General features: G+C 35.7%; 19 protein-coding genes. 16 read left to right on the top strand and 3 right to left on the bottom strand.

The genetic code is table 11. The features are described 5' to 3' along the window. The first annotated feature begins 59 nt into the window (after window positions 1–59). Window positions 60–929, top strand: coding sequence for an IS982 family transposase (locus tag FTV31_RS09300; RefSeq protein ID WP_180014446.1), 870 nt, complete (start codon window positions 60–62; stop codon window positions 927–929). A gap of 196 nt (window positions 930–1125) precedes the next feature. On the opposite strand, the gene FTV31_RS09295 is transcribed toward FTV31_RS09300, so the two are convergent. From FTV31_RS09295 to FTV31_RS09285, 3 genes are read right to left on the bottom strand one after another with little or no spacing between them, the layout of a single operon-like run. Further along, window positions 1126–3315 carry a polysaccharide biosynthesis tyrosine autokinase gene (locus tag FTV31_RS09295; RefSeq protein ID WP_180014444.1) on the bottom strand — a complete coding sequence of 730 codons (2190 nt, stop codon included), beginning with the start codon at window positions 3313–3315 and terminating at the stop codon, window positions 1126–1128. 35 nt (window positions 3316–3350) lie between these two features. Continuing rightward, window positions 3351–3779: a low molecular weight protein-tyrosine-phosphatase gene (locus FTV31_RS09290; RefSeq protein WP_034706709.1), complete on the bottom strand. Its 429-nt coding sequence runs from the start codon at window positions 3777–3779 to the stop codon at window positions 3351–3353. Continuing rightward, window positions 3779–4879, bottom strand: coding sequence for a polysaccharide biosynthesis/export family protein (locus tag FTV31_RS09285; protein ID WP_180014442.1), 1101 nt, complete (start codon window positions 4877–4879; stop codon window positions 3779–3781). The genes FTV31_RS09290 and FTV31_RS09285 overlap by 1 nt, the downstream gene beginning before the upstream one ends. Window positions 4880–5174: 295 nt before the next feature. Here FTV31_RS09285 and tviB point away from each other — a divergent pair, with 295 nt between their 5' ends. The 15 genes from tviB to galU all read left to right on the top strand — a co-directional run bounded on the left by tviB (window position 5175) and on the right by galU (window position 21399). Next, entirely contained in the window at window positions 5175–6473 is a 1299-nt protein-coding gene (tviB, locus tag FTV31_RS09280) for a Vi polysaccharide biosynthesis UDP-N-acetylglucosamine C-6 dehydrogenase TviB (RefSeq protein ID WP_180014440.1), read from the top strand. Between the two features lie 24 nt (window positions 6474–6497). After that, window positions 6498–7448, top strand: coding sequence for a Gfo/Idh/MocA family protein (locus FTV31_RS09275; RefSeq protein ID WP_180014438.1), 951 nt, complete (start codon window positions 6498–6500; stop codon window positions 7446–7448). Continuing rightward, window positions 7445–8032 (top strand): UDP-2-acetamido-3-amino-2,3-dideoxy-D-glucuronate N-acetyltransferase, encoded by a 588-nt coding sequence (gene wbpD, locus FTV31_RS09270; protein WP_180014436.1) that lies wholly within the window; start codon window positions 7445–7447, stop codon window positions 8030–8032. Before FTV31_RS09275 ends, wbpD begins: the two co-directional genes overlap by 4 nt. Then, window positions 8029–9114: a DegT/DnrJ/EryC1/StrS aminotransferase family protein gene (locus FTV31_RS09265; RefSeq protein ID WP_180014434.1), complete on the top strand. Its 1086-nt coding sequence runs from the start codon at window positions 8029–8031 to the stop codon at window positions 9112–9114. Before wbpD ends, FTV31_RS09265 begins: the two co-directional genes overlap by 4 nt. Before the next feature lie 2 nt (window positions 9115–9116). Continuing rightward, entirely contained in the window at window positions 9117–10397 is a 1281-nt protein-coding gene (locus tag FTV31_RS09260) for an oligosaccharide flippase family protein (protein WP_180014432.1), read from the top strand. Then, complete coding sequence (locus tag FTV31_RS09255; protein WP_180014429.1) at window positions 10387–11532, top strand: O-antigen ligase; 1146 nt, start codon at window positions 10387–10389, stop codon at window positions 11530–11532. The genes FTV31_RS09260 and FTV31_RS09255 overlap by 11 nt, the downstream gene beginning before the upstream one ends. Next, on the top strand, window positions 11529–12617 hold the full coding sequence (locus tag FTV31_RS09250; RefSeq protein WP_218948702.1) for a hypothetical protein: 1089 nt from the start codon (window positions 11529–11531) through the stop codon (window positions 12615–12617). Before FTV31_RS09255 ends, FTV31_RS09250 begins: the two co-directional genes overlap by 4 nt. Further along, entirely contained in the window at window positions 12614–13711 is a 1098-nt protein-coding gene (locus tag FTV31_RS09245) for a glycosyltransferase (protein WP_180014427.1), read from the top strand. The genes FTV31_RS09250 and FTV31_RS09245 overlap by 4 nt, the downstream gene beginning before the upstream one ends. A gap of 10 nt (window positions 13712–13721) precedes the next feature. Then, complete coding sequence (gene wecB, locus FTV31_RS09240; RefSeq protein WP_218948701.1) at window positions 13722–14792, top strand: non-hydrolyzing UDP-N-acetylglucosamine 2-epimerase; 1071 nt, start codon at window positions 13722–13724, stop codon at window positions 14790–14792. A 6-nt stretch (window positions 14793–14798) separates the two neighbouring features. Further along, the gene (locus FTV31_RS09235; RefSeq protein ID WP_180014425.1) at window positions 14799–16031 is read left to right on the top strand and encodes a glycosyltransferase family 4 protein; all 1233 of its coding nucleotides are present in this window, start codon (window positions 14799–14801) and stop codon (window positions 16029–16031) included. Continuing rightward, window positions 16031–16639, top strand: coding sequence for a sugar transferase (locus tag FTV31_RS09230; RefSeq protein WP_373686984.1), 609 nt, complete (start codon window positions 16031–16033; stop codon window positions 16637–16639). The genes FTV31_RS09235 and FTV31_RS09230 overlap by 1 nt, the downstream gene beginning before the upstream one ends. Beyond that, entirely contained in the window at window positions 16636–17286 is a 651-nt protein-coding gene (locus FTV31_RS09225; RefSeq protein WP_180014424.1) for an acetyltransferase, read from the top strand. The genes FTV31_RS09230 and FTV31_RS09225 overlap by 4 nt, the downstream gene beginning before the upstream one ends. Before the next feature lie 31 nt (window positions 17287–17317). Beyond that, window positions 17318–18487, top strand: coding sequence for a DegT/DnrJ/EryC1/StrS aminotransferase family protein (locus FTV31_RS09220; RefSeq protein ID WP_180014422.1), 1170 nt, complete (start codon window positions 17318–17320; stop codon window positions 18485–18487). Window positions 18488–18622: 135 nt separating this feature from the next. Further along, window positions 18623–20497, top strand: a complete 1875-nt coding sequence (locus FTV31_RS09215) for a nucleoside-diphosphate sugar epimerase/dehydratase (RefSeq protein WP_180014420.1) — start codon at window positions 18623–18625, stop codon at window positions 20495–20497. A 26-nt stretch (window positions 20498–20523) separates the two neighbouring features. After that, complete coding sequence (galU, locus tag FTV31_RS09210; protein WP_180014418.1) at window positions 20524–21399, top strand: UTP--glucose-1-phosphate uridylyltransferase GalU; 876 nt, start codon at window positions 20524–20526, stop codon at window positions 21397–21399. Window positions 21400–21402 lie beyond the last annotated feature (3 nt).

Below are 21402 nucleotides of genomic sequence, written 5' to 3'. Positions count from 1 at the left end.
AATAAGAGGACTAGAGCCATCAGTTGAGTTACCACACAAAACTTAAAACTCTAGTCCCGATGTTTAATAGTACCGAATTATTTTGCGTAATTGATGATTTCTTTCTTAAATTTGAAGCAACCTACTGTAATTTCCTTAAACAAAGTCGTCGTTTCTCCAGAGTTCGAACCGCTCACTTGAGTATCTCAGAAATCACTTTTATCGCGATCTGGTATAAATGTTCTCATTTCACTAATTTCAAAGCATTTTTCACATGGTTGAAACAGGATAAAAATCATTTATTTAAAAGCTTACCCTGTTACCAACGGATGATTCATCTGATTAATAGACATCAATTAGCTCTACACGCTTTACATGTGGCGCTAATGAAAGGCCAAGGTACACAATATTTATGGATTGATTCAACAACTCTGCCAGTTTGTAAAAATCAACGTATTCAACGCCATAAATCATTAGTCCAAATTGCATCACGTGGTAGAAGCTCAATGGGCTGGTTTTATGGCTGTAAATTACATATTGTGATGAATCAATTTGGTGAAATTGCTTATTCTGCTTTATCCAATGGACATTTGGCTGATATCAAAATGGTTGAGAGACTCGTTAAAGAGATGGAAGTAAAGTTGTATGGAGATCGTGGCTATATTAGTCAAGAACTGAAGAGTAGGTTGAAAGAGCAAGGTATTGATTTAATTACCTATCATCGAAAAAATATGCAGGCTATACAACTTTCTGAGTCAGATAAATATCACTTAAAACAGCGCAATAAGATAGAGACTTTATTCAGTTTATTGAAAGGTCAGTACAATTTAGTGACAAGCAAAGCACGTAGTGTTCATGGATTTCTAGGAGGGATTTACGCGTCCTTGTGTGCATATCAACTGATCCATAAAAATAAGCCAACAATTCAAATTATGAAGTCATCGGCTTAAGCAGGATTCGGGTTATATTAAATAATTATTTTTAATTTTATCAGTCATTATAAGACTATAACTAATTTCATAGTGAGATAAATATAAAAAAGCTTCAAACTAATTTGATTACTCTAACTTAGTTTGAAGCTTTATAATAGCAATTAATTTATCCTTATATTTTAAGTAAATTTAATTGCTATAAATTAAATTTATCTTAATCACCATCTTTTGAAGCCTTATAAGCATACGCATAGTTATATCCGTACCCATAACCATTACCTGGCCCTTTTTGTACATCGTTCAGAATAACACCATTAACTTTCACATTAGCCTGTTCAAAACGAGTGACAGTAATTTCAAGCTCTTTAATTTGTGTTTTACCATGACGTGCAATTAATAGATTCACACCAGCATATTGTGCAATGATGATACCATCAGTTACGGCTAATATCGGCGGAGTATCAATCAATACGTAATCAAAACTAGCAGAAGCTTGGTCAAGAAAAACTTTGAACTTATCTGTACTGAGTAATTCAGATGGATTTACTGGGCTTTTACCTCGAGTAACAAAGAATAAATTATCAACCTGTGAGTTTTGAACTACATCTTCATAACTATTTTGATGATTTAATAGTTCGGATAAACCTGGTTGTACTTCTTTATTAAAATACTTATTTAAATAACCGCGACGTAAATCGCCATCAATCACTAATACGCGGCTTCCGCCTTGGGCTAAAATAGTTGCTAGGTTGGTAGTAATAAATGATTTACCAATTTCAGGGGCCGGACCCGAAAGTGCAATAATATTATTTTTGGCATTACTCAAAGCAAAATGGATTGCAGTACGCATACTGCGTAAGCTTTCAATTGCAATGTCACTACTATCTTTAACCGCAAGAATAGGAATGTTCTTTTTCTTTTTCAGCAAATTGATGCGACTTTCTTGAATAGGAGATCGAGGAACTGTTGCATATACAGGCAGATCTAGTTCTCTTTCAATTTGTGCTGAATCTTTGATTCCCGAACGCATCATATTGCGCAATAAAGCAAGTAATGTTCCTAAAAAACCGCCTAAGAAAATAGATAAAATTATAATTTGTAATTTCTTTGGTTTAATCGGTTCAATTGGTTCTACGGCAGTATCGACAATACGTACATTGCCAATTTCACCAGCTTTAGCGATGCGAAGTTGTTGATAAGTATTAAGTAATCCGGTATATAACTGTTGTTTAACTTCAACCTCACGATAGAGTTGTAAGTAACGACGCTGTAAATCAGGAAGTTGCTTTAAAGTATTACTCAATGCTGCAATTTTACTATTAATTGCACCGAGTTGAGCATTCATTTGTTCCATTACTGGATGTTCTTCAGTATAACGTGCAGAAGCTTCAGCAACTTTAAGTTCAAGTTCAGCTTTTTGTGTTTCTAGAGCAATACTTTGAGTCAAATACAGTTCTGATTCTTTAGTTAAGTCCACAGTATTATATTGCTGACGGAACTGGTTAAATTCACGTTCTACCTGATCTAGCTGCTGGCTCAACTCAGGGAGTTGTTCATCTAGAAACTTCAATGTTTGGGCAGATTCAGCTGAACGACGTTCAATATTTTGCTGACTATAGGCTGTTAAGATTGCATTTAATACTTGAGTAATATGCTGTTTATCTTGGCCCTGATAATTTAATCCAAGTACACCCGTCATTTTACCTTTTTCAGCCACTGAATAATTATTAAGTATGCGTTGCACTGCTGCAGGTAAAGTCAGCTTTTTAATATTATAAGTAGAATCTAAGGGATCTTTGCTATAAATGGCGACTTTCCAAAGACCATATCTTGATTGAATTTGACTGGTTTGGTTTAAAGGAGCAGTAAATATAATGTCATTTGTTGCTGCATCAGTTAAATTATATTTATTATGATCGAAACTTAATAAAAGATTTTTGTTTTTATAATAGTTTGGAATATCAAACTGTCTTACATCAAAACTTTGTTGATTATCTTTAAAGAGTACGGATTTTGTTGAATACTTAATATCATAATTATGATTTTTTAATAATCGATTCCAGATCGAATCTTCAGTACCAGAAATTACAAGGTCCAAGTTTAACTGGTTAATCACTGAGCCAAGCACAAGACGCGATTTTAAAATCTCGATTTCAGCTTGAGCAGGAGATTTCTGCTCAATCATATTAGAAAGATCACCTAATAAAGCTGCTGATGCTCCCTTACTATCTTCTACTTGTACCAAGGCATCTACGTTATAGGTATCTGGAGTGATCCGTAGATATAATAAAGCTGCAATTAAACTCAATAATATGCAGATCGTGATCAGTTTCCATTGAGCAATTAAGGAAAAAAATAATTCCTTCAGATCAATAGTATCTTCGGTATTGGCAGTTTGGCTCATAATTTAAATATCAAAAAGTGAAAATATTAAAAAACTTAAATATATTTTTTCCAGTCAGTAATACAGTCTTGAATCAATCTACAAGTTTCATCAAAGACTGTTTGATCATGCTGATAAGGATCGGCAATATTTTTACTTTGCCAATGCCCCAGTCTAAAGGTTTTACCTTTAGCAAAAGGCCAGGTTTGTTCTATATGTTTTTGCTGATTCTGGCTCATAACTAATATCAGGTCAGCTTTTTTAATGAGTTCTGCATTCAGTTTTTTTGCAACATGAGGACTCATATCAATTCCAAAGCGTTGCATACACAGACTCGCTTTTTCATCAGCTGCATGGCCAATTAAACCAGAAATACCTGCAGATTCAATATTTAAATGAGGATATTCCTGTTTTAAAAAATATTCTGCCATTGGGCTACGACAAATATTACCAATACAGACCACTAAAATATTGTTAATTTTCATTAGTTCCCCAAACGATCTAAATTATACAATGCATTTGAGAAAGGAATAACCTGGTTAACTACACGTTGCCAGCGTGCAAGACCTGAAGCATCTACATAAACAATATCATTGCTACGCATTTTAAACTGATTTGCTAGGCCAAAGTCCCCAATATTACTGAGATCCATATGATATATTTCTGTCATTGGAGAATTTACATTACTTCGTACTACATAGATTTTACTGCGACTAGCAGAAAGTGGATTTAATCCCAAGCTTTCCCCAATTACATCGCTAAGACTCATGCCTTGGTCACGTATAGGTAATGACTGGTTTTTACCTGACTCACCCATAACGTAAATTTTTTGATTCTCACGATTATTGACATATAAGGTGTCATTAGGCTGTATTAATAAATTATGTAGAGAGAATCCGGCTTTTTCTAATTCTAAGGTATTTAAACTATAGGAACGTCCTTCACGAACTAATGTAATAGAAGTATTATCACCTTGCTCAGGATTGATACCACCTGCCATTCCTAATGCTGTATAAACACTCACAGGTTGATCATTGAGATAAAACTGTCCACCTTTTACAACATTGCCCTGAACCGAATATCTTTTACCTTGATATGATAATACCCGAACGATGACATCTGGAGTCTTTAAGTAACGTGATAACTGGCTACGTAATTCACGATTGACCTGGGCTACTGATTTTCCTGAAGCTTGATAGCGTCCAATAATTGGAAAATGAATATAGCCATCTGAATCGATCTGGAAGCCATTCGCTTGTGCAGACTGATCACTCGTAATATTACTTGCAGAGGTAAGTTCTGGATAAGCCCATAAATAGATAGATAAAATATCACCCGGACTCAACTGATAGCTGCGGTGCGATGTACTAAAAAGATGAGCATATTCTTGTTGAATATTATGTACAGCAGGCTGAGCAGCCATAATTGATTCTTGATCTAGCTTAATGACATTTACTGTAGTGCCTAGATCAGTTTGATAAACACCCTCACTAGGTAAGTCATTTGTTTGTAGACCAGAGGTGATTGCACACCCTGTAGTGGTAATACCACATGCCAATAAAACAGCTAATCGAAAGTGTCGCACAGGCTTTCCTAAATATTAATTTTTAGATTCATTCAAATTGGAGTTATTCTACCGAAGTTACCAGTTATATACATAACAATTTGTAACTTATTACCAGTTTTTTTAAAGGGAAAAATTAAGTTTATAACAGATAATAATTGTATTAAATAAAATACCAAATTTTCACAAAAAATATACATTACTTTATAATTTAAGTTATTTGAGCACAAATCATAATAGAAATTTTATTGTTTTCTGATACTATTCGTGCCGGAAGATTTAATCTCTATAAGCACAGTATAAATAAGGCGTTGACATGCTATCTATTGCAGATTTAAAAATTGCGGTGATTGGTTTAGGTTATGTAGGTTTGCCACTTGCAGTAGAATTTGGGAAAAACTTACCAGTTATAGGGTTTGATATTCACGAAAAACGGATTAATGAACTAAAAGGTGGTCAAGATCATACTTTAGAAGTATCACCAGAAGAATTAAATCAAGCTAAGAAGCTTAGTTACTCTTCTACGTTAGAAGATTTAAAAACCTGTAATTTCTTTATTGTAACAGTTCCTACCCCGGTAGATGAAGTAAATAGACCCGATTTAACTCCTTTAAAGAAAGCAAGTGAAACACTTGGTAAAGTGCTTAAAAAGGGCGATGTGGTAGTTTATGAATCCACTGTATATCCTGGTGCAACCGAGGAAGTTTGTATTCCAGTATTAGAAAAAGTATCTGGTTTAACTTTTAATCAGGACTTTTTTGCTGGTTATAGTCCTGAGCGAATTAATCCAGGTGATAAGGTAAATACTTTAACTAAAATCAAAAAAATTACTTCGGGTTCTACACCGGAAATTGCTGAACTTGTTGATCAGGTTTATAGCAGTATCATTACTGCAGGTACACACAAAGCTTCTAGTATCAAAGTAGCAGAAGCAGCAAAAGTCATCGAAAATACCCAGCGTGATTTAAATATTGCTTTAGTTAATGAATTATCTGTAATTTTCGATCGTCTTGGAATTGATACCCTAGATGTTTTAGAAGCTGCAGGAAGCAAGTGGAACTTTTTGCCATTTCGTCCTGGCTTAGTTGGAGGACATTGTATTGGGGTTGATCCTTATTATCTAACTCATAAGGCAGAAGAAGTAGGGTATCACCCACAAGTCATTTTGGCTGGTCGTCGTATCAATGACAATATGGCTCGTTATGTAGCTCGAAATACTATTAAACACATGTTAAAGAATAGTATTGATGTGCCACGGGCAAAAATTGGTGTTCTGGGGATTACTTTTAAAGAAAATTGTCCAGATATTCGTAACAGTAAAGTAGAAGATCTGATTAAAGAATTTCAAGCTTGGGGAGCACAAGTTGTAGTGTGTGATCCGTGGGCCGATGCTGAAGAAGTACGACAGGAGTATGGAGTAGAGTTGTCTACAATTGATGCAGATCATCCAGTAGATAGCTTGGTTGTTGCAGTAGGACATAATGAGTTCCGCACCCTGACACCAGAACAATTACGTAGTTATGTAAATGCTTCTAAACCTGTTATAGCCGATGTAAAAAGCTTGTTTAATCGAGAAGCGTTATCTGCACAAGGCTTTACAGTATTCCGTCTCTAAAATTTATTGATATAAGTGAAAAACATGAAAAAATTTGCTCTTATTGGTGCTGCCGGCTATATCGCTCCTCGTCATTTAAAAGCGATTAAAGAAACAGGAAATACATTAGCTGTTGCAATGGATGTAAATGATTCTGTAGGGATAATGGATAGCCATTTCCCAGATGCAGAATTCTTTACTGAGTTTGAAGAATTTGAAGCTTATGTAGAAGATCAAAAGTTGAAAGGTGAAAAGTTGGATTATGTAGCCATTTGTTCACCTAACTATTTACATGCCCCACATATGAAGTATGCATTAAAAAATGGCATAGATGTTATTTGTGAAAAACCTCTAGTTTTAAACTCGGAAGATCTGAATTTATTATCTGAGTATGAAAAACAATATGGAGCAAAAGTAAATTCAATCTTACAACTTCGCTTACACCCCTCAATTATTGCCTTGCGAGATAAAGTTCAAGCAGCCCCAGAAGGTAAAGTCTTTGATGTGGATCTGACTTATTTAACTTCACGTGGTAAATGGTATTTAAAATCATGGAAAGGATTAGATAAAAAATCTGGTGGTGTGGCAACCAATATTGGTGTGCATTTCTATGACATGCTGCATTTTATTTTTGGCAAAATTGTGAAAAATGAAGTGCATTATCGTGACGAAAAAACAGCGTCTGGTTATTTAGAATATGAACGTGCCCGTGTACGCTGGTTCTTGTCAATTGATGCAAATAACTTGCCAGAAAATGCAGTTCAAGGTGAGAAATTAACTTACCGTAGTATCACCATTGAAAACGAAGAGCTTGAATTTTCAGGCGGCTTCACTGACTTACATACCCAAAGTTACCAGCGTATTCTAGAAGGTAAGGGTTATGGTGTTGAAGAAAACCGTGCCGCAATTGAAACTGTAGAAGTAATACGTGTTGCACCAGTGGTTGAATATCCTGAAAATCCACATCCTTTACTTGCTAAGGTGAAGTCAGCATGAGTTTTTATCAACATGAAAGCGCTATTGTAGATGATGGTGCGCAAATTGGGGAAGGTTCGCGTGTCTGGCATTTTGTTCATGTATGTGGTGGTGCAAAGATTGGTTGCGGTGTTTCCTTGGGGCAGAATGTCTTTGTAGGAAATAAAGTTGTCATTGGCGATCACTGCAAAGTGCAAAATAATGTCTCGGTCTATGATAATGTCACCTTGGAAGAAGGTGTATTTTGTGGGCCAAGCATGGTGTTTACCAATGTTTATAATCCGCGTTCGCTCATTGAACGTAAAGATGAATACCGTAATACCCTTGTGAAAAAGGGGGCAACTCTCGGTGCTAACTGTACTATCGTCTGCGGTGTCACTATTGGTGAATATTCATTTGTAGGCGCGGGTGCGGTAGTCAATAAAGATGTACCTGCCTATGCATTGATGGTCGGTGTTCCTGCAAAACAAATTGGCTGGATGAGTGAGTTTGGCGAGCAGTTAGATTTACCTTTAGAAGGTGAAGCCCAAGTGGCGTGTGAACACACAGGGGCAATTTATCGCTTAAATGGTAAGATTGTGACCAAAGAGCAGGCGGCAGCATGATTGAATTTATTGATTTAAAAGCACAACAAGCACGTCTTAAGGATAAGATTGAAGCAGGGATTCAGAATGTCTTAACACATGGCCAATATATTCTTGGTCCTGAAGTTAAAGAGCTTGAAGAAAAACTGGCAGCCTATGTAGGTGCAAAATACTGTATTACATGTGCAAATGGTACAGATGCTTTGCAAATTGCACAAATGGCGTTTGGTATCGGTCCGGGTGATGAAGTGATCACGCCCGGATTTACCTATATCGCAACAGCAGAAACAGTTGCAATATTGGGTGCGACGCCTGTCTATGTCGATGTCAATCCAAATACATATAATTTGGACGTTGCACAATTAGAGGCAGCGATCACCCCGCGTACGAAAGCCATTATTCCAGTAAGCTTGTACGGTCAATGCGCTGATTTTGATGCAATCAATGCAATTGCAGCGAAATATAATATTCCTGTTATTGAAGATGCAGCGCAAAGCTTTGGTGCAACCTATAAAGGTCGTAAAAGTTGTAACTTAACTACTGTGGCTTGTACAAGTTTCTTCCCAAGTAAGCCTTTAGGTTGCTATGGGGACGGTGGTGCGATTTTTACCAATGATGATGAACTGGCAAAAGTGATTCGCCAAATTGCACGACATGGGCAAGACCGTCGTTATCATCACATTCGTGTAGGTATGAATAGTCGTTTGGATACATTACAAGCTGCCATTCTTTTGTCAAAACTTGAAATTTTGGATGAAGAAATGCAAGCGCGTCAGCGTGTAGCAGAAACCTATACCAAACTGTTTAATGAAGCGGGTGTTAATACTACACCATGTATTGAAGCACATAATCAGAGTGCATGGGCGCAATATACCATTCAAGTTGAAAGTCGTGATGATGTGCAAGCGAAGTTAAAAGAGCAGGGTATTCCTACAGCGGTACATTATCCAATTCCATTGAATAAGCAGCCAGCAGTAGCAAATGAGAATGTGAACTTACCTGTTGGTGATGCAATTGCTGAGCGCGTGATGAGTTTGCCAATGCATCCTTACTTGACTGCAGAAGCGCAAGAAAAGATTGTTGCGGCACTTTTGAGTAAATAGTTGTGAAAAGCCTTCTTGATAAATTTAATGCAAAGTTAAATGCACAAGGGGGCTTTTTAAAAGCAGTATCCGTCTTGGTTGGAGGTACTGCTTTTGCTCAGTTAATTGGTTTTTTGTGTTTACCCATATTAACGCGTTTATATACTCCAGAAGACTATTCTGTTTTAGGTGTGTATGTTGCAATTGTGGCTATTTTAGCTGTAATTTCATGCTTAAGATTTGATATAGCCATCCCTATTCCAGAAAATGAAAATGATGGAAAGGCATTATTACTTTTATCATTTTTGAGTAATATAATTTTTAGCATAATTCTTTATATAGTACTTTTTATAAGTTATCCATACATACAACATTATAAAATAATTGATCAGCTATCTTACTGGATTTGGTTAATTCCACTTGGTGTATTTGTATCAGGGTTTTATTCTGCCCTGCAGTTTTGGGCAACACGACATAAAAGATTTAAAGATATTGCTAAAACTCGTATGACACAAGCTATATCTGGAAATGCTGTAAGTTTAGCTGGTGGTATGTTTTCTGTTGGTTTTGGTGGGTTAATTGTTGGGCAGCTTTTAAATTTCTCTGGTGGGCTATTTAAGTTAGCTGTGAGTGCTAAAAAGGATTTAGCTGTTGTTAAAAGCAGTCCATTAAAAGCGACATTTGCAAAGTATAGCAATTTTCCCAAGTATTCTACTTTTGAAGCATTGGCTAATGTGAGTGCAATTCAACTACCTTTGATTCTTTTGGCGAGTTATATAATTGGGCCAACAGTTGGGTATTTAATGCTTGCTATGAAGGTTTTAGGTGTGCCAATGGGGTTAATTGGCTCTGCATTCTCACAAGTATATTTAGCAAATGCAAATCAATATTTAGAAAGAAAGACACTTTATTCTTACACAAAATCTATAATATTTAAAATATTTAAAATAACAATTATTCCATTTGTTGTATTGGCTGTAATTTCTCCTTTTATTTTTAGTTATATATTTGGAGAAACCTGGAAAGATGTTGGCTTGTATGTCTTAGCAATGTTGCCATGGTGTTTTATGCAAATATTATCTTCACCTGTTTCGATGTCACTTCATATAATAGGTAAACAAAAAGTAGCTCTACTTTTGCAATTCACAGGCTTTTTATTAAGGGTTTTAGGTTTGCTTTTGGTTGTAAATTTATTTTCTGATAAAATATTAATATATTATTTTTTATCTGGATTTCTTTTTTATATATTATATTTGGTTGTAATACTATATAAATTATTATTGAGTGAGCAAGATGGGTATTGATCTACTGAAAATAAAAAAAGAGTCTTTAGGTTTTTTGTTTTTTATAATGATATACCCTTTAGATTTTATATCATATATGATTTCATCTAATTGGGGTTTAGAAATTCCTATTGGTTTTGTTGGGTCATTAATTTCTATTTTTATTTTTTTATTTTTTTATTTTTTTATCTCAAGTAAAAAAAATTTAATTATCTATATGTTTGTTTGTGTTTTTGCGGTTTTTATGAGTTATTTGATGTGGATTTCAAATAATGCTAATTTGTTAGATTATTTTTATTTGCTTAAGATTTCTGGTGCATTTTGCTGTGGTATTTTGTTTTTTAGTTTTTTGAGAAAAACAGATGTAAAAAAATTAAAAAATATAATATTATTTTTTTGGGTTTTAATGTTTTTATTAATATTCAATTTTGATTTGGGTGAGAATTACCTTCGTTTAAGTGATGCTTTTGCACTTGTATGTTTGCTCTATATTTCCATGCTTGATAAAATTAAATATCAAGTTTTATTTTTAATTTTATCGGTAATGGGTTTGTATTTTCTTGAGTCAAGGGCCGGTCTTTTATTATTTTTGTTAAGTGTGGTTCCTTTGATTTTTTTGAAAAATAATTTTTTAAAATTTTCTTTGGTTCTTTCTCCAATTTTTTTGCTGGCATATTATTATATTTTAAGGTTGAATGAATCAATATTGAATTATAATGATAATAGGTTTTTGAGATTAATTTTTTCTACTGACAGTGACACATCTTTGAATGAGCGAAAATACTTAAATGAAATGGGTTGGGAAACTTTTTTAAGTAATAAGTTTGTTGGTGATTTTGGATATTATAAGTACTCTTTAGGTGAAGGTTCTTATGCCCATAACTATATTTCATTTTTGGCTGAATTTGGAGTTTTGGGGTTGTTTATTTTGGTTGCATTTTTAATTTTTTGTTTAATATCTTTATTTAAATTATATACATCTAAGACTATATTTTATTTTGATTATATTGTTCTTTCATTTATTTTGTTTGGCTTGTTTGGTGTGCTATTTGCAAAAAGTTTTTATTGGCTATATTTTTTCTTTTGTTTTGGTGTCATTTTTTCATATTATTCTTCTTTTAGAAGTAATGGTAATGTGCGTAAGGTTTCTTTATGATAAATATTATTTTTCACTGTCCATTTGTCCTTAATTATAGCGCTACTTCTGCAAGTGGTATTAGACCGATTAAAATGTTGGAAGCTTTTCAGGACTTGGGTTTTAATGTGGATGTGGTTTCTGGTAATAGTTCAGATCGAAAAAAAATTATTAATATTATTAAAAAGAAAATTAATTCTGGAACGACTTATGATTTTGTATATTCTGAAAGTTCCACTATGCCTACAGCTTTAACAGATCAACATCATTTACCATTGAGACCATTTCTTGATTTCGATTTTTTTGATTTTTTAAAAAGTAAAAATATTAAAATTGGTTTGTTTTATAGAGATATATATTGGATGTTTGATGATTATGGAAATAATTTACCATGGTATAAGAAACAATTAGCTTTGTTTTTTTACCGATTAGATTTGAAGATGTATAACAATTTACTAGATAAACTTTATTTGCCTTCTTTAAAAATGGGAGACTATGTTAAAATTTATAATAAAAATATCATTGATAATTTGCCACCTGCACACTCTACATCTAATTATTTAGTTAAGAATAATTATAGTGAAAAATTAAATCTACTGTATATTGGGGGTATGGGTGTTGATTACAGGATGCATAAGCTTTTTGAGGCAGTAAGCGTACTTCCAAATGTTTGCCTAACTATTTGTACAAGGGAGTGTGATTGGAAGAATGTAAAAGATGAATATGGTTTAATTTCTAAAAATATTAATATTGTACATAAAAGTGGAAGTGAGCTTGAAGAGTTGTATGATAACTCTCATATAGCTATTTTATTTGTTGAACCAAAGGATTATCGTGAGTTCGCAGTACCTTTTAAATTATATGAATATATAGGACGAAACAAACCTATAATTTGTACATCATCAACATTGGTTGGTGATTTTGTAGCTAATAATAATATTGGTTGGGTACTTGATTACGATGTTAATGAGTTGGTTAATTTATTGTCCAATATGTCTAAAGCTGATTTTGATAAAAAAACTGAACGAGTTTGCGAGTTGAAAATACATGAAACATGGGAAAGTAGAGCTAAAAAAGTATGTACTGATTTAGGTGTAAGTTTGTGAAAGTAATTTTATTATCAAGTACTAATAGCATTCATACAATACAGTGGGTTCATCATCTATGTAAATTAGGTCTTGATGTGCGAGTGATCTCTCAGCACCCTATAGCTGATAATTTTCCTAAAGAAGTGAAAGTCCATGTTTTACCCTTTTCTGGTTTTTTAGGTTATTTTTTTAATGTTTTTGCATTAAAAAAACTTTTAAAAGAAATTAAACCAGACATTTTAAATGTTCACTATGCGAGTGGTTATGGTACGACTGCGCGTTTAGCTAACGTTCACCCCTATGTGCTTTCAGTTTGGGGGAGTGATGTTTTTGAATTTCCTTACCGTTCTTTTTTTCATAAAAAGCTATTACAAAAAAATCTCAAAAGTGCGGATGTTATAGCATCTACCAGCCTAAGCATGGCTAAACAAACTCAGCAATTTGTAGACGGCCATAAAAAAATTGAGATTACGCCTTTTGGTGTAGATCTAGAAAAATTTAACCCTAGTTGTTTTGATAAAAATACGAATGCTCAAACCATTTGTATTGGCACTGTCAAAACACTTAAACATGTATACGGTATAGATATCTTATTAAAAGCTTTATCGATAGTTTTTAGCGATATAAAAAATGAATTTCCTGAAGTTTCTAACCAATTAAATTTTAGAATCGTTGGTGGTGGGACAGATATGGATGAACTTAAAAAGCTTGCTGTCGAATTGGGAATAGATCATCTAACACATTTTACTGGATCTGTGTCTCATGAAGATGTTCCAAGTGAATTAAATCGCTTAGATATATATGTTGCACTCAGTCGACAAGAAAGCTTTGGTGTCGCTGTGGTTGAAGCTCAAGCTATGGGTATTCCTGTCGTTGTATCAAATGTTGGTGGCTTACCTGAAGTTGTGCAAAATGGAAAAACAGGTTTTATTGTAGATAGTGAAAATCCTCAACAAGCGGCAAATGCTATTAAAAAACTGATTTTAGATACTGAGCTTAGGCAAGCGATGTCTGTAGAAGCTAAACAATTTGCACATTCGAATTTCTCATGGCAATCGTGTGCAGAAAATATGTCAGATGTTTATCACAAAACATTAAAAATTTTAAAGTAAGGTAATTAATATGAAAATTCTTACAGTAATTGGCGCGCGCCCACAATTTATTAAAGCGAGTGTAGTATCAGCTGCGATTGAAAAAACAGCGGGTTTGTCTGAAGAGATTATTCATACCGGTCAGCATTTTGATGCAAACATGTCTAATATTTTCTTTGACCAACTAGGTATTCCAAAGCCTCATTACCAATTAGATATTAATAGCGGTAGCCACGGTTCTATGACTGGTCGTATGCTTGAAGCGATTGAAAAAATTTGCTTAGAGTCAAAACCAGATCGTTTAATGGTATATGGTGATACGAATTCAACATTAGCAGGCGCATTAGCAGCATCTAAATTACATATTCCTGTTGCGCATATTGAAGCAGGTTTACGTAGTTTTAATATGCGTATGCCAGAGGAAATTAACCGAATTTTGACGGATCAAGTCAGTGATATTTTATTCTGCCCAACTGAAACTGCTGTTAAAAACTTGAAAAATGAAGGTTTTGAGGCTAAACCAGTTCATGTTTTAAATGTGGGCGATGTGATGCAAGATTCATCAATGTTTTTTGCTGAGCGTGCAGTAAAAGGTGAAGCACTTAAAGCTGTACCTGAAAGTAATTTTATTGTTGCTACATTGCATCGCGCAGAAAATACCGATGATCCTGTACGCTTAAAAGCAATTGTGGATGCACTGAATTACATTCATAAAAATATTTTACCAGTAGTACTGCCTTTACATCCACGCACACAAAAAGTTGTGAAATCTTTAGGGTTGCAATTGGATATGTTGGTGCTTGAACCGGTGGGTTATTTAGAAATGATCTGGTTGTTAAAACATTGTAATGCTGTGGTTTCAGATAGTGGTGGTGTTCAAAAAGAAGCATTTTTCTTTAAAAAGCCATGTATCACTATGCGTGACCAAACAGAATGGGTTGAATTGATTGAACATGGTGTCAATATTTTGGCTGGTGCAGATACTCAAAAAATTATTAATGCAACTCAGGCGATGTTAAATAAAACTATTGAGGACCCTTTAAATTTATATGGTGGTGGTAAAGCATCGCAAAATATTGCCAATGTATTAGCAGGTATATAATTCAAGATGAGTCAGAAGAAAACCATTTGGATAATCAATCAATACTCTTCGACACCAGAAACAGGTGTTGGGGGGAGACACTATTATTTTGCAAAATCTTTAGCACAATTAGGGTATGAGGTTTACTTAGTTGGTGCAGCGTTTACACACCTACTTAGAGAACCACCAGTTCTTGAAAATAATTTTAAAGTTGAGCCAATTGCAGACAACTTTAATTTTGTATGGGTAAAAATGCCAACGTATGCTGAAGCACATAGTAAAAAAAGGATTGCTAATTGGTTTTCTTTTGCATGGAAAATTACCAAACTCAAAAATATTTTGCCTAAACCTGATGTTATTTTATATTCCTCTCCAAGTTTAGTGGGATATTTGGGTGCGGAAAAATTAGCACGTGATTTATCTGTGCCATTGGCATTTGAAGTCCGTGACATTTGGCCTTTAACTTTGTGTGAATTAGGTGGATATTCTGAAAATCATCCATTTATACGGTTATTACAATGGATTGAGGACCGAGCTTATAAGAATTCTGATTTTGTTTTATCAAATTTAAAAAATTCTTATGAACATATGCAATCTAGAGGAATGAAGTCTGAAAAATTTGCATGGGTACCTAATGGCTTCCTAAAAGAAGAGGTTGAGAGTGCCCAACCATTAGAGCAATCTACGTTAAATCAAATACCTAAAGATAAGTTTATTGTTGGTTATGCTGGTACGTTAGGTATTGCGAATGCTTTAGATTCTTTTATTCGAGCAGCAAATGAGTTAAAGGGATATTCGGAAATTGCATTTGTACTTGTGGGTAATGGGAAGTTAAAACAACGTCTACAGCAGCAAGTAAATGAATTAGGTCTGACCAATGTTTACTTTGTCGATGCTATCCCCAAAAGACAAGTTCAAAGTTTACTAAAAGTCTTTAATGTTTGTTATATCGGCTTAACTAAAGATCCACTTTTTAGATTTGGCGTTTCACCTAATAAACTTTTTGATTATTTATACGCAGGCAAACCTATCTTGTACGCAATTGATTCGGGTCGTTATACGCCAGTTACTGACTCCCAATCAGGCATTCAAATTGAACCAGAAAATGTAGAACACATTGTAGATGGCGTTCTTAAACTTTATAACATGAGTCCTGAAGAACGAGCTGTTATGGGGCAAAATGGGCATCAGGAAGCAGTTCAATCATACGAATATGGAAGTTTAACTAAAAAATTGGCTTCAATATTATTTAAGGAATAATTGTGAAAAGACTGTTAGATATTATTATAGCCTCTATTGCACTTATTCTGCTTTCTCCTCTATATGCATACGTTGCATATAAAGTGAAAAAAAATCTAGGTTCGCCGGTGTTGTTTCGTCAAGTGCGTCCAGGTTTAAATGGTAAGCCATTTGAAATGATCAAATTCCGCACCATGAAAGATGCAGTAGACGCACAAGGTAATCCGCTACCCGATAGTGAACGCTTGACCCCATTTGGCAAAATGTTGCGTTCAACGAGCTTGGATGAAATGCCAGAGCTTTGGAATGTCATAAAAGGTGATATGAGTGTGGTTGGCCCACGTCCATTGCTGATGGAATATTTACCTCTTTATAACGAAGAACAAGCCAAGCGTCATCTGGTACGCCCAGGTATGACAGGGCATGCACAGGTCAATGGACGTAATGCCATTAGTTGGGAAGAAAAATTTAAACTTGATACCTGGTATGTCGAAAATCAATCAGTCTGGTTAGATTTTAAAATTATGCTAAAAACGGTGAAAAAAGTGCTCGCCAAAGATGACATCAATGAAGCGGGTGAAGCCACAATGTCTAAATTTACAGGTTCAGAAAAGGATTCAAATTCATGATTTCTTATATTGGTGTATATGGTGCAAGTGGTTTTGGTAAAGAAGTCATGCCTTTGGCTAGACAACAATATCCCACATTAGAGAAACAACAATTTGTATTTATTGATGATAGTGGGGCAGGTACTAGTTTAAATGGATATCAGGTCTTAAGTTATGAAGATTTCTTAAAGTATCCTGACCAAAAAAAGGCAGTAACGATTGCAATAGCCAATAGCCAGGTTCGTGAAAAACTGGTGAAACGTTTAACTGAAGATCAAATTCAACATTTGAATATTCAGGCAAGTAATACAGTTATTTTAGATGAAGTTCAGATTGGTGAAGGTAGTTTACTTTGCCCTTTCACTTGTCTGACATCCAATATTAAAATTGGAAAATTTTTTCATGCCAATATTTATAGTTATGTCGCCCATGATTGCGTGATCGGCGATTATGTCACTTTTGCCCCTGGTGTAAAATGTAATGGCAATATTCATATTCATGATCATGCCTATATTGGTACAGGTGCAGTCATTAAGCAGGGTACTCCAGACCAACCGCTAGTTATTGGTAAAGGAGCTGTGGTTGGTATGGGTGCAGTCGTGACCAAAAGTGTCCCCGCAGGTGTTACTGTTGTAGGTAATCCAGCACGTATTTTAGAGAAAAAATAAGTTTTTAAAGTTTTGAAAATTAGGAAGTATCATGTTAAACACTGCATTTGAACCATGGCCAAGCTTTACGCAAGAAGAAGCCGATGCTGTCTCCCAGGTTTTATTATCCAATAAAGTTAATTACTGGACTGGACAGGAATGCCGTGAGTTTGAAAAAGAATTTGCTCAATTTGCTGGCACACAATATGCAGTAGCATTGGCGAATGGTACCGTGGCTTTGGATGTAGCCTTGAAAGCCTTGGGGATCGGGGCGGGTGATGATGTGATTGTAACTTCACGTACTTTCCTTGCATCTGCTAGCTCTATTGTAACTGCTGGGGCAAATCCGATTTTTGCCGATGTGGAAATTGACTCGCAAAATATCTCACGTCGTACGATTGAAGCAGTTTTAACGCCTAATACCAAAGCGATTATTTGTGTGCATCTCGCTGGCTGGATGTGTGATATGGATCCAATCATGCAATTGGCAAAAGAAAAAGGCCTGTATGTGATTGAGGATTGTGCCCAGGCACATGGTGCCATGTATAAAGGAAAATCTGCAGGTTCAATCGGTCATATTGGTGCCTGGTCATTCTGTCAGGATAAAATCATGACCACGGGTGGTGAAGGAGGGATGGTCACTACCAATGATGAAAATTTATGGAAAAAAATGTGGTCTTATAAAGATCATGGTAAAAACTTTGACAGTATATATAACAAACAGCATCCACCGGGATTCCGCTGGTTACATGACTCTTTTGGTACCAACTGGCGCATGATGGAAATGCAGGCTGTAATTGGACGGATTCAATTGAAAAAGATGTCTGAATGGACAGCACAGCGTAATGCAAACATGGAAAAAATTTATGCTGTATTTGCAGATAGTCCATATTTTACAGTTCATCGTCCATCAGATGATTATGTACATGCTGCCTATAAATGTTATGTACAAGTCAATACTGATGCTTTACCAGAAGGCTGGTCACGTGACCGAATCATGACTGAAATTAATGCCGAAGGTGTACCATGCTTTAGTGGGTCTTGTTCAGAAGTCTACTTGGAGCATGCTTTTGATGACACGCCATGGCGTCCAAAAGAACGTTTAAAGAATGCTCAAAAACTGGGTGAAACCAGTCTAATGTTCCTAGTGCATCCAACGTTAACAGAAAATAATATTCAAACAACTAAAGATGTTATTCAGCAGGTGATTAGTCGCATATAATTCTCTAGGATTCAATCATGTAAAGTGTATCTTTATAGGTACACTTTAAACATTTATCCAAGTTTTTACCTCAATTCTCTCTAATATTTAATATGAGGTAAAAATTTATAAATAATTATTGAGAAGACACAGCAAGTGAAATCTATCATTCTACCTTTAGTTGAATCTCCACGTGCGGCTAAACAGACCTTTCTCGTTATTTTAGACTTTTGCATATTCCCAGTGCTGATCTGGCTTTGCTATGCCATTCGTCAATTCGATCTGGGTGCAGAAGTTGTTCCCAATATTCCTTTTGGTACAGTTTGGGTCAGTGCCATTGCCGTATTGGCTTTATTTGTTTGTGGTGTTTATCGGTTTATTGTTCGTACTTTTAATGAATTTTTTATTGTTAAATTAGGGCTAGCGACTGTTCTGGCCGTCATTGGTTTATATTTGCTTGCATATGCAACACATGCGTTCATTCCTACTTCTATTCCTTTGATGTTTGGCTTCATGATGTTTGCCTGGGTCTGGTTTAGTCGGGGAATAATTCGTTTCGTTGTTCGTTCTTACTTATATGCAGGCGTATCGAAAAAACGGATTGCGATTTATGGGGCAGGTTATGCAGGGCAGCAGGTTGCAGCAACTTTAAATCGTTCTAATGAACATTTACCAGTCATGTTTATTGATGATAATCCTTCATTGAGCGGTCAGAATATTGGTGGGATTCAAGTTTATGCACCAGAAACTGCATTAAAGTCTTTTACTAAACTTCGTATTGATGAAATTCTGATTGCACTTCCTTCAGTAGGGCGGATTCGAAAAAGTGAAATTGTAAAATTTTTAGAACCTGCACATTTAAAAATTACTGAAATTCCAGGGCTGACTAAACTGGTCAATGGTGAAATTCGAGTTTCTGATATTCAGGAAGTTGATATCATTGATCTATTGGGGCGTGATCCAGTTCCTCCTGTAGCGGAGTTACTAGAAAAAAATATTAAAGATAAAGTCGTGATGGTTACAGGGGCAGGGGGCTCCATTGGTTCAGAGCTATGCCGTCAAATTATTAAAAATCAACCGGTAAAACTTATTATCTATGAGCTGACAGAGTTTGCTTTATATAGTATCGATAAAGAATTACGTCTTAGTGCCAGCTGTGAAATTATTCCGATTCTAGGTTCGGTGGTGGATGAAAGTAAACTGGAACGGGTCATTGAGCAATATGGCGTTCAAACCGTCTATCATGCTGCTGCTTATAAGCATGTTCCTTTAGTAGAATGTAATCCATTGGCAGGCTTGAAAAATAATGCGGTAGGGACGGCCTTTAGTGTCAACGCAGCAGTCAAAAAAGGCGTCGAGACCTTTGTACTGATTTCGACTGACAAAGCGGTACGTCCGACCAATGTCATGGGTGCGACCAAACGTATGGCAGAGCTTTATTGTCAGGCCATGGCTGAAGCACAAAATCAAACCCAAATAAGTATTGTACGTTTCGGAAATGTCTTGGGTTCATCAGGTTCAGTTGTTCCCTTATTTAAACAGCAGATAGCCAAAGGTGGACCTATCACCGTCACTGATCCTGAAGTCACACGTTTCTTTATGACGATTCCTGAAGCTTCGCAGTTAGTGATTCAGGCAGGGGCTCTAGGCACAGGTGGAGATGTATTCCTGCTCGATATGGGAGAACCGGTAAGAATCCAGGATCTTGCTCGTCAGATGATTTCACTGAGTGGCTTAAAGGTGAAAGACAGTCAAAATCCCAATGGTGACATTGAAATTCAATACACAGGGTTGCGTCCAGGCGAAAAACTGTATGAAGAGTTATTAATTGACCAAGAAAATACAGAGATTACTTCACATAAGCGAATTTTAAGATCGGTAGAAAAACATTATCCTTTAGCTGAAATTCTGGAAGTATTTAATCGTATGCATGTGCTGACAGCGACTCAAAGTGATGTAGATTGGGCGTTAATGCAGCTTGAACATTATGTCGATGGTTATCAGCGTGGTCAGGAAATTAAAGTAAATTAAATTTGGAAATAATTAGGTTGAATAACATGATTAAAAAGGCAATTCTCCCTGTTGCAGGACTTGGCACACGTTTTTTACCAGCCAGCAAATCTATTCCCAAAGAAATGGTGACGGTGGTTGACCGTCCGGCCATTGAATATGTGGTAAAAGAAGCAATTGCGGCTGGAATTGAGCAAATTATTTTGGTGACGCATTCTTCCAAAGCATCGATTGAAAATTACTTTGACCGTAACTTTGAACTTGAAACTACACTTGAGCAAAAAAATAAAACCGATTTACTTAAAGAAGTTACTGAAATTTTACCTCCTCATGTTAGTGTGATTAGCGTACGTCAGCCACAACCTTTAGGCCTTGGTCATGCGGTACTTTGTGCTAAAGCTGTCATTGGTGATGATGACTTTGCTGTGCTGTTACCGGATGTTTTGGTTAAGGATCAAGATACTCAAAATGACCTGTCTCGTATGATTCAACGTTATGAACAATCTCGTGCATCACAAATCATGGTTGAGGCAGTTCCTGATCATCTGGTTGATCAATATGGGATTGTAGATGTTTCTGCTTCGCCTGCGGAAGGTGAAAGTACGGTGATGCAAGGGATTGTGGAAAAGCCGGCGATTGGTACTGCACCGTCGAATTTATCTGTGGTAGGTCGTTATATCCTTCCGGCAAAGATTATGCAACTACTGGAGCAGACACCGAAAGGGGCAGGTAATGAAATCCAGCTAACTGATGCGATTGCACTATTGCAGCAAACAGAAGTTGTCGAAGCTTATCGGATGAAAGGCCAAACCTTTGATTGTGGTAGCAAGCTCGGCTATCTTAAGGCTGTATTGCATTATGGCGTAGATCATCCCAAACTCGGTGCTGAGTTTAAAGCATTGATTCAGGAATTGGCCTTATAATAA

Origin of the sequence: Acinetobacter sp. YH16031 (assembly GCF_013417335.1) — a bacterium.
Lineage (GTDB): Bacteria > Pseudomonadota > Gammaproteobacteria > Pseudomonadales > Moraxellaceae > Acinetobacter.
The sequence above is the reverse complement of the archived record's forward strand: the minus strand, read 5'-3'. Positions and strand labels throughout refer to the sequence as shown.

What these genes read in the sequence shown, in the direction of transcription:
- FTV31_RS09300 (WP_180014446.1), top strand. Translation starts at nt 60, where the DNA reads ATGTTTAATAGTACCGAATTATTTTGCGTAATTGATGATTTCTTTCTT.
- FTV31_RS09295 (WP_180014444.1), bottom strand. Translation starts at nt 3,315, where the DNA reads ATGAGCCAAACTGCCAATACCGAAGATACTATTGATCTGAAGGAATTA.
- FTV31_RS09290 (WP_034706709.1), bottom strand. Translation starts at nt 3,779, where the DNA reads ATGAAAATTAACAATATTTTAGTGGTCTGTATTGGTAATATTTGTCGT.
- tviB (WP_180014440.1), top strand. Translation starts at nt 5,175, where the DNA reads ATGCTATCTATTGCAGATTTAAAAATTGCGGTGATTGGTTTAGGTTAT.
- FTV31_RS09275 (WP_180014438.1), top strand. Translation starts at nt 6,498, where the DNA reads ATGAAAAAATTTGCTCTTATTGGTGCTGCCGGCTATATCGCTCCTCGT.
- wbpD (WP_180014436.1), top strand. Translation starts at nt 7,445, where the DNA reads ATGAGTTTTTATCAACATGAAAGCGCTATTGTAGATGATGGTGCGCAA.
- FTV31_RS09265 (WP_180014434.1), top strand. Translation starts at nt 8,029, where the DNA reads ATGATTGAATTTATTGATTTAAAAGCACAACAAGCACGTCTTAAGGAT.
- FTV31_RS09255 (WP_180014429.1), top strand. Translation starts at nt 10,387, where the DNA reads ATGGGTATTGATCTACTGAAAATAAAAAAAGAGTCTTTAGGTTTTTTG.
- FTV31_RS09250 (WP_218948702.1), top strand. Translation starts at nt 11,529, where the DNA reads ATGATAAATATTATTTTTCACTGTCCATTTGTCCTTAATTATAGCGCT.
- wecB (WP_218948701.1), top strand. Translation starts at nt 13,722, where the DNA reads ATGAAAATTCTTACAGTAATTGGCGCGCGCCCACAATTTATTAAAGCG.
- FTV31_RS09235 (WP_180014425.1), top strand. Translation starts at nt 14,799, where the DNA reads ATGAGTCAGAAGAAAACCATTTGGATAATCAATCAATACTCTTCGACA.
- FTV31_RS09225 (WP_180014424.1), top strand. Translation starts at nt 16,636, where the DNA reads ATGATTTCTTATATTGGTGTATATGGTGCAAGTGGTTTTGGTAAAGAA.
- FTV31_RS09220 (WP_180014422.1), top strand. Translation starts at nt 17,318, where the DNA reads ATGTTAAACACTGCATTTGAACCATGGCCAAGCTTTACGCAAGAAGAA.
- galU (WP_180014418.1), top strand. Translation starts at nt 20,524, where the DNA reads ATGATTAAAAAGGCAATTCTCCCTGTTGCAGGACTTGGCACACGTTTT.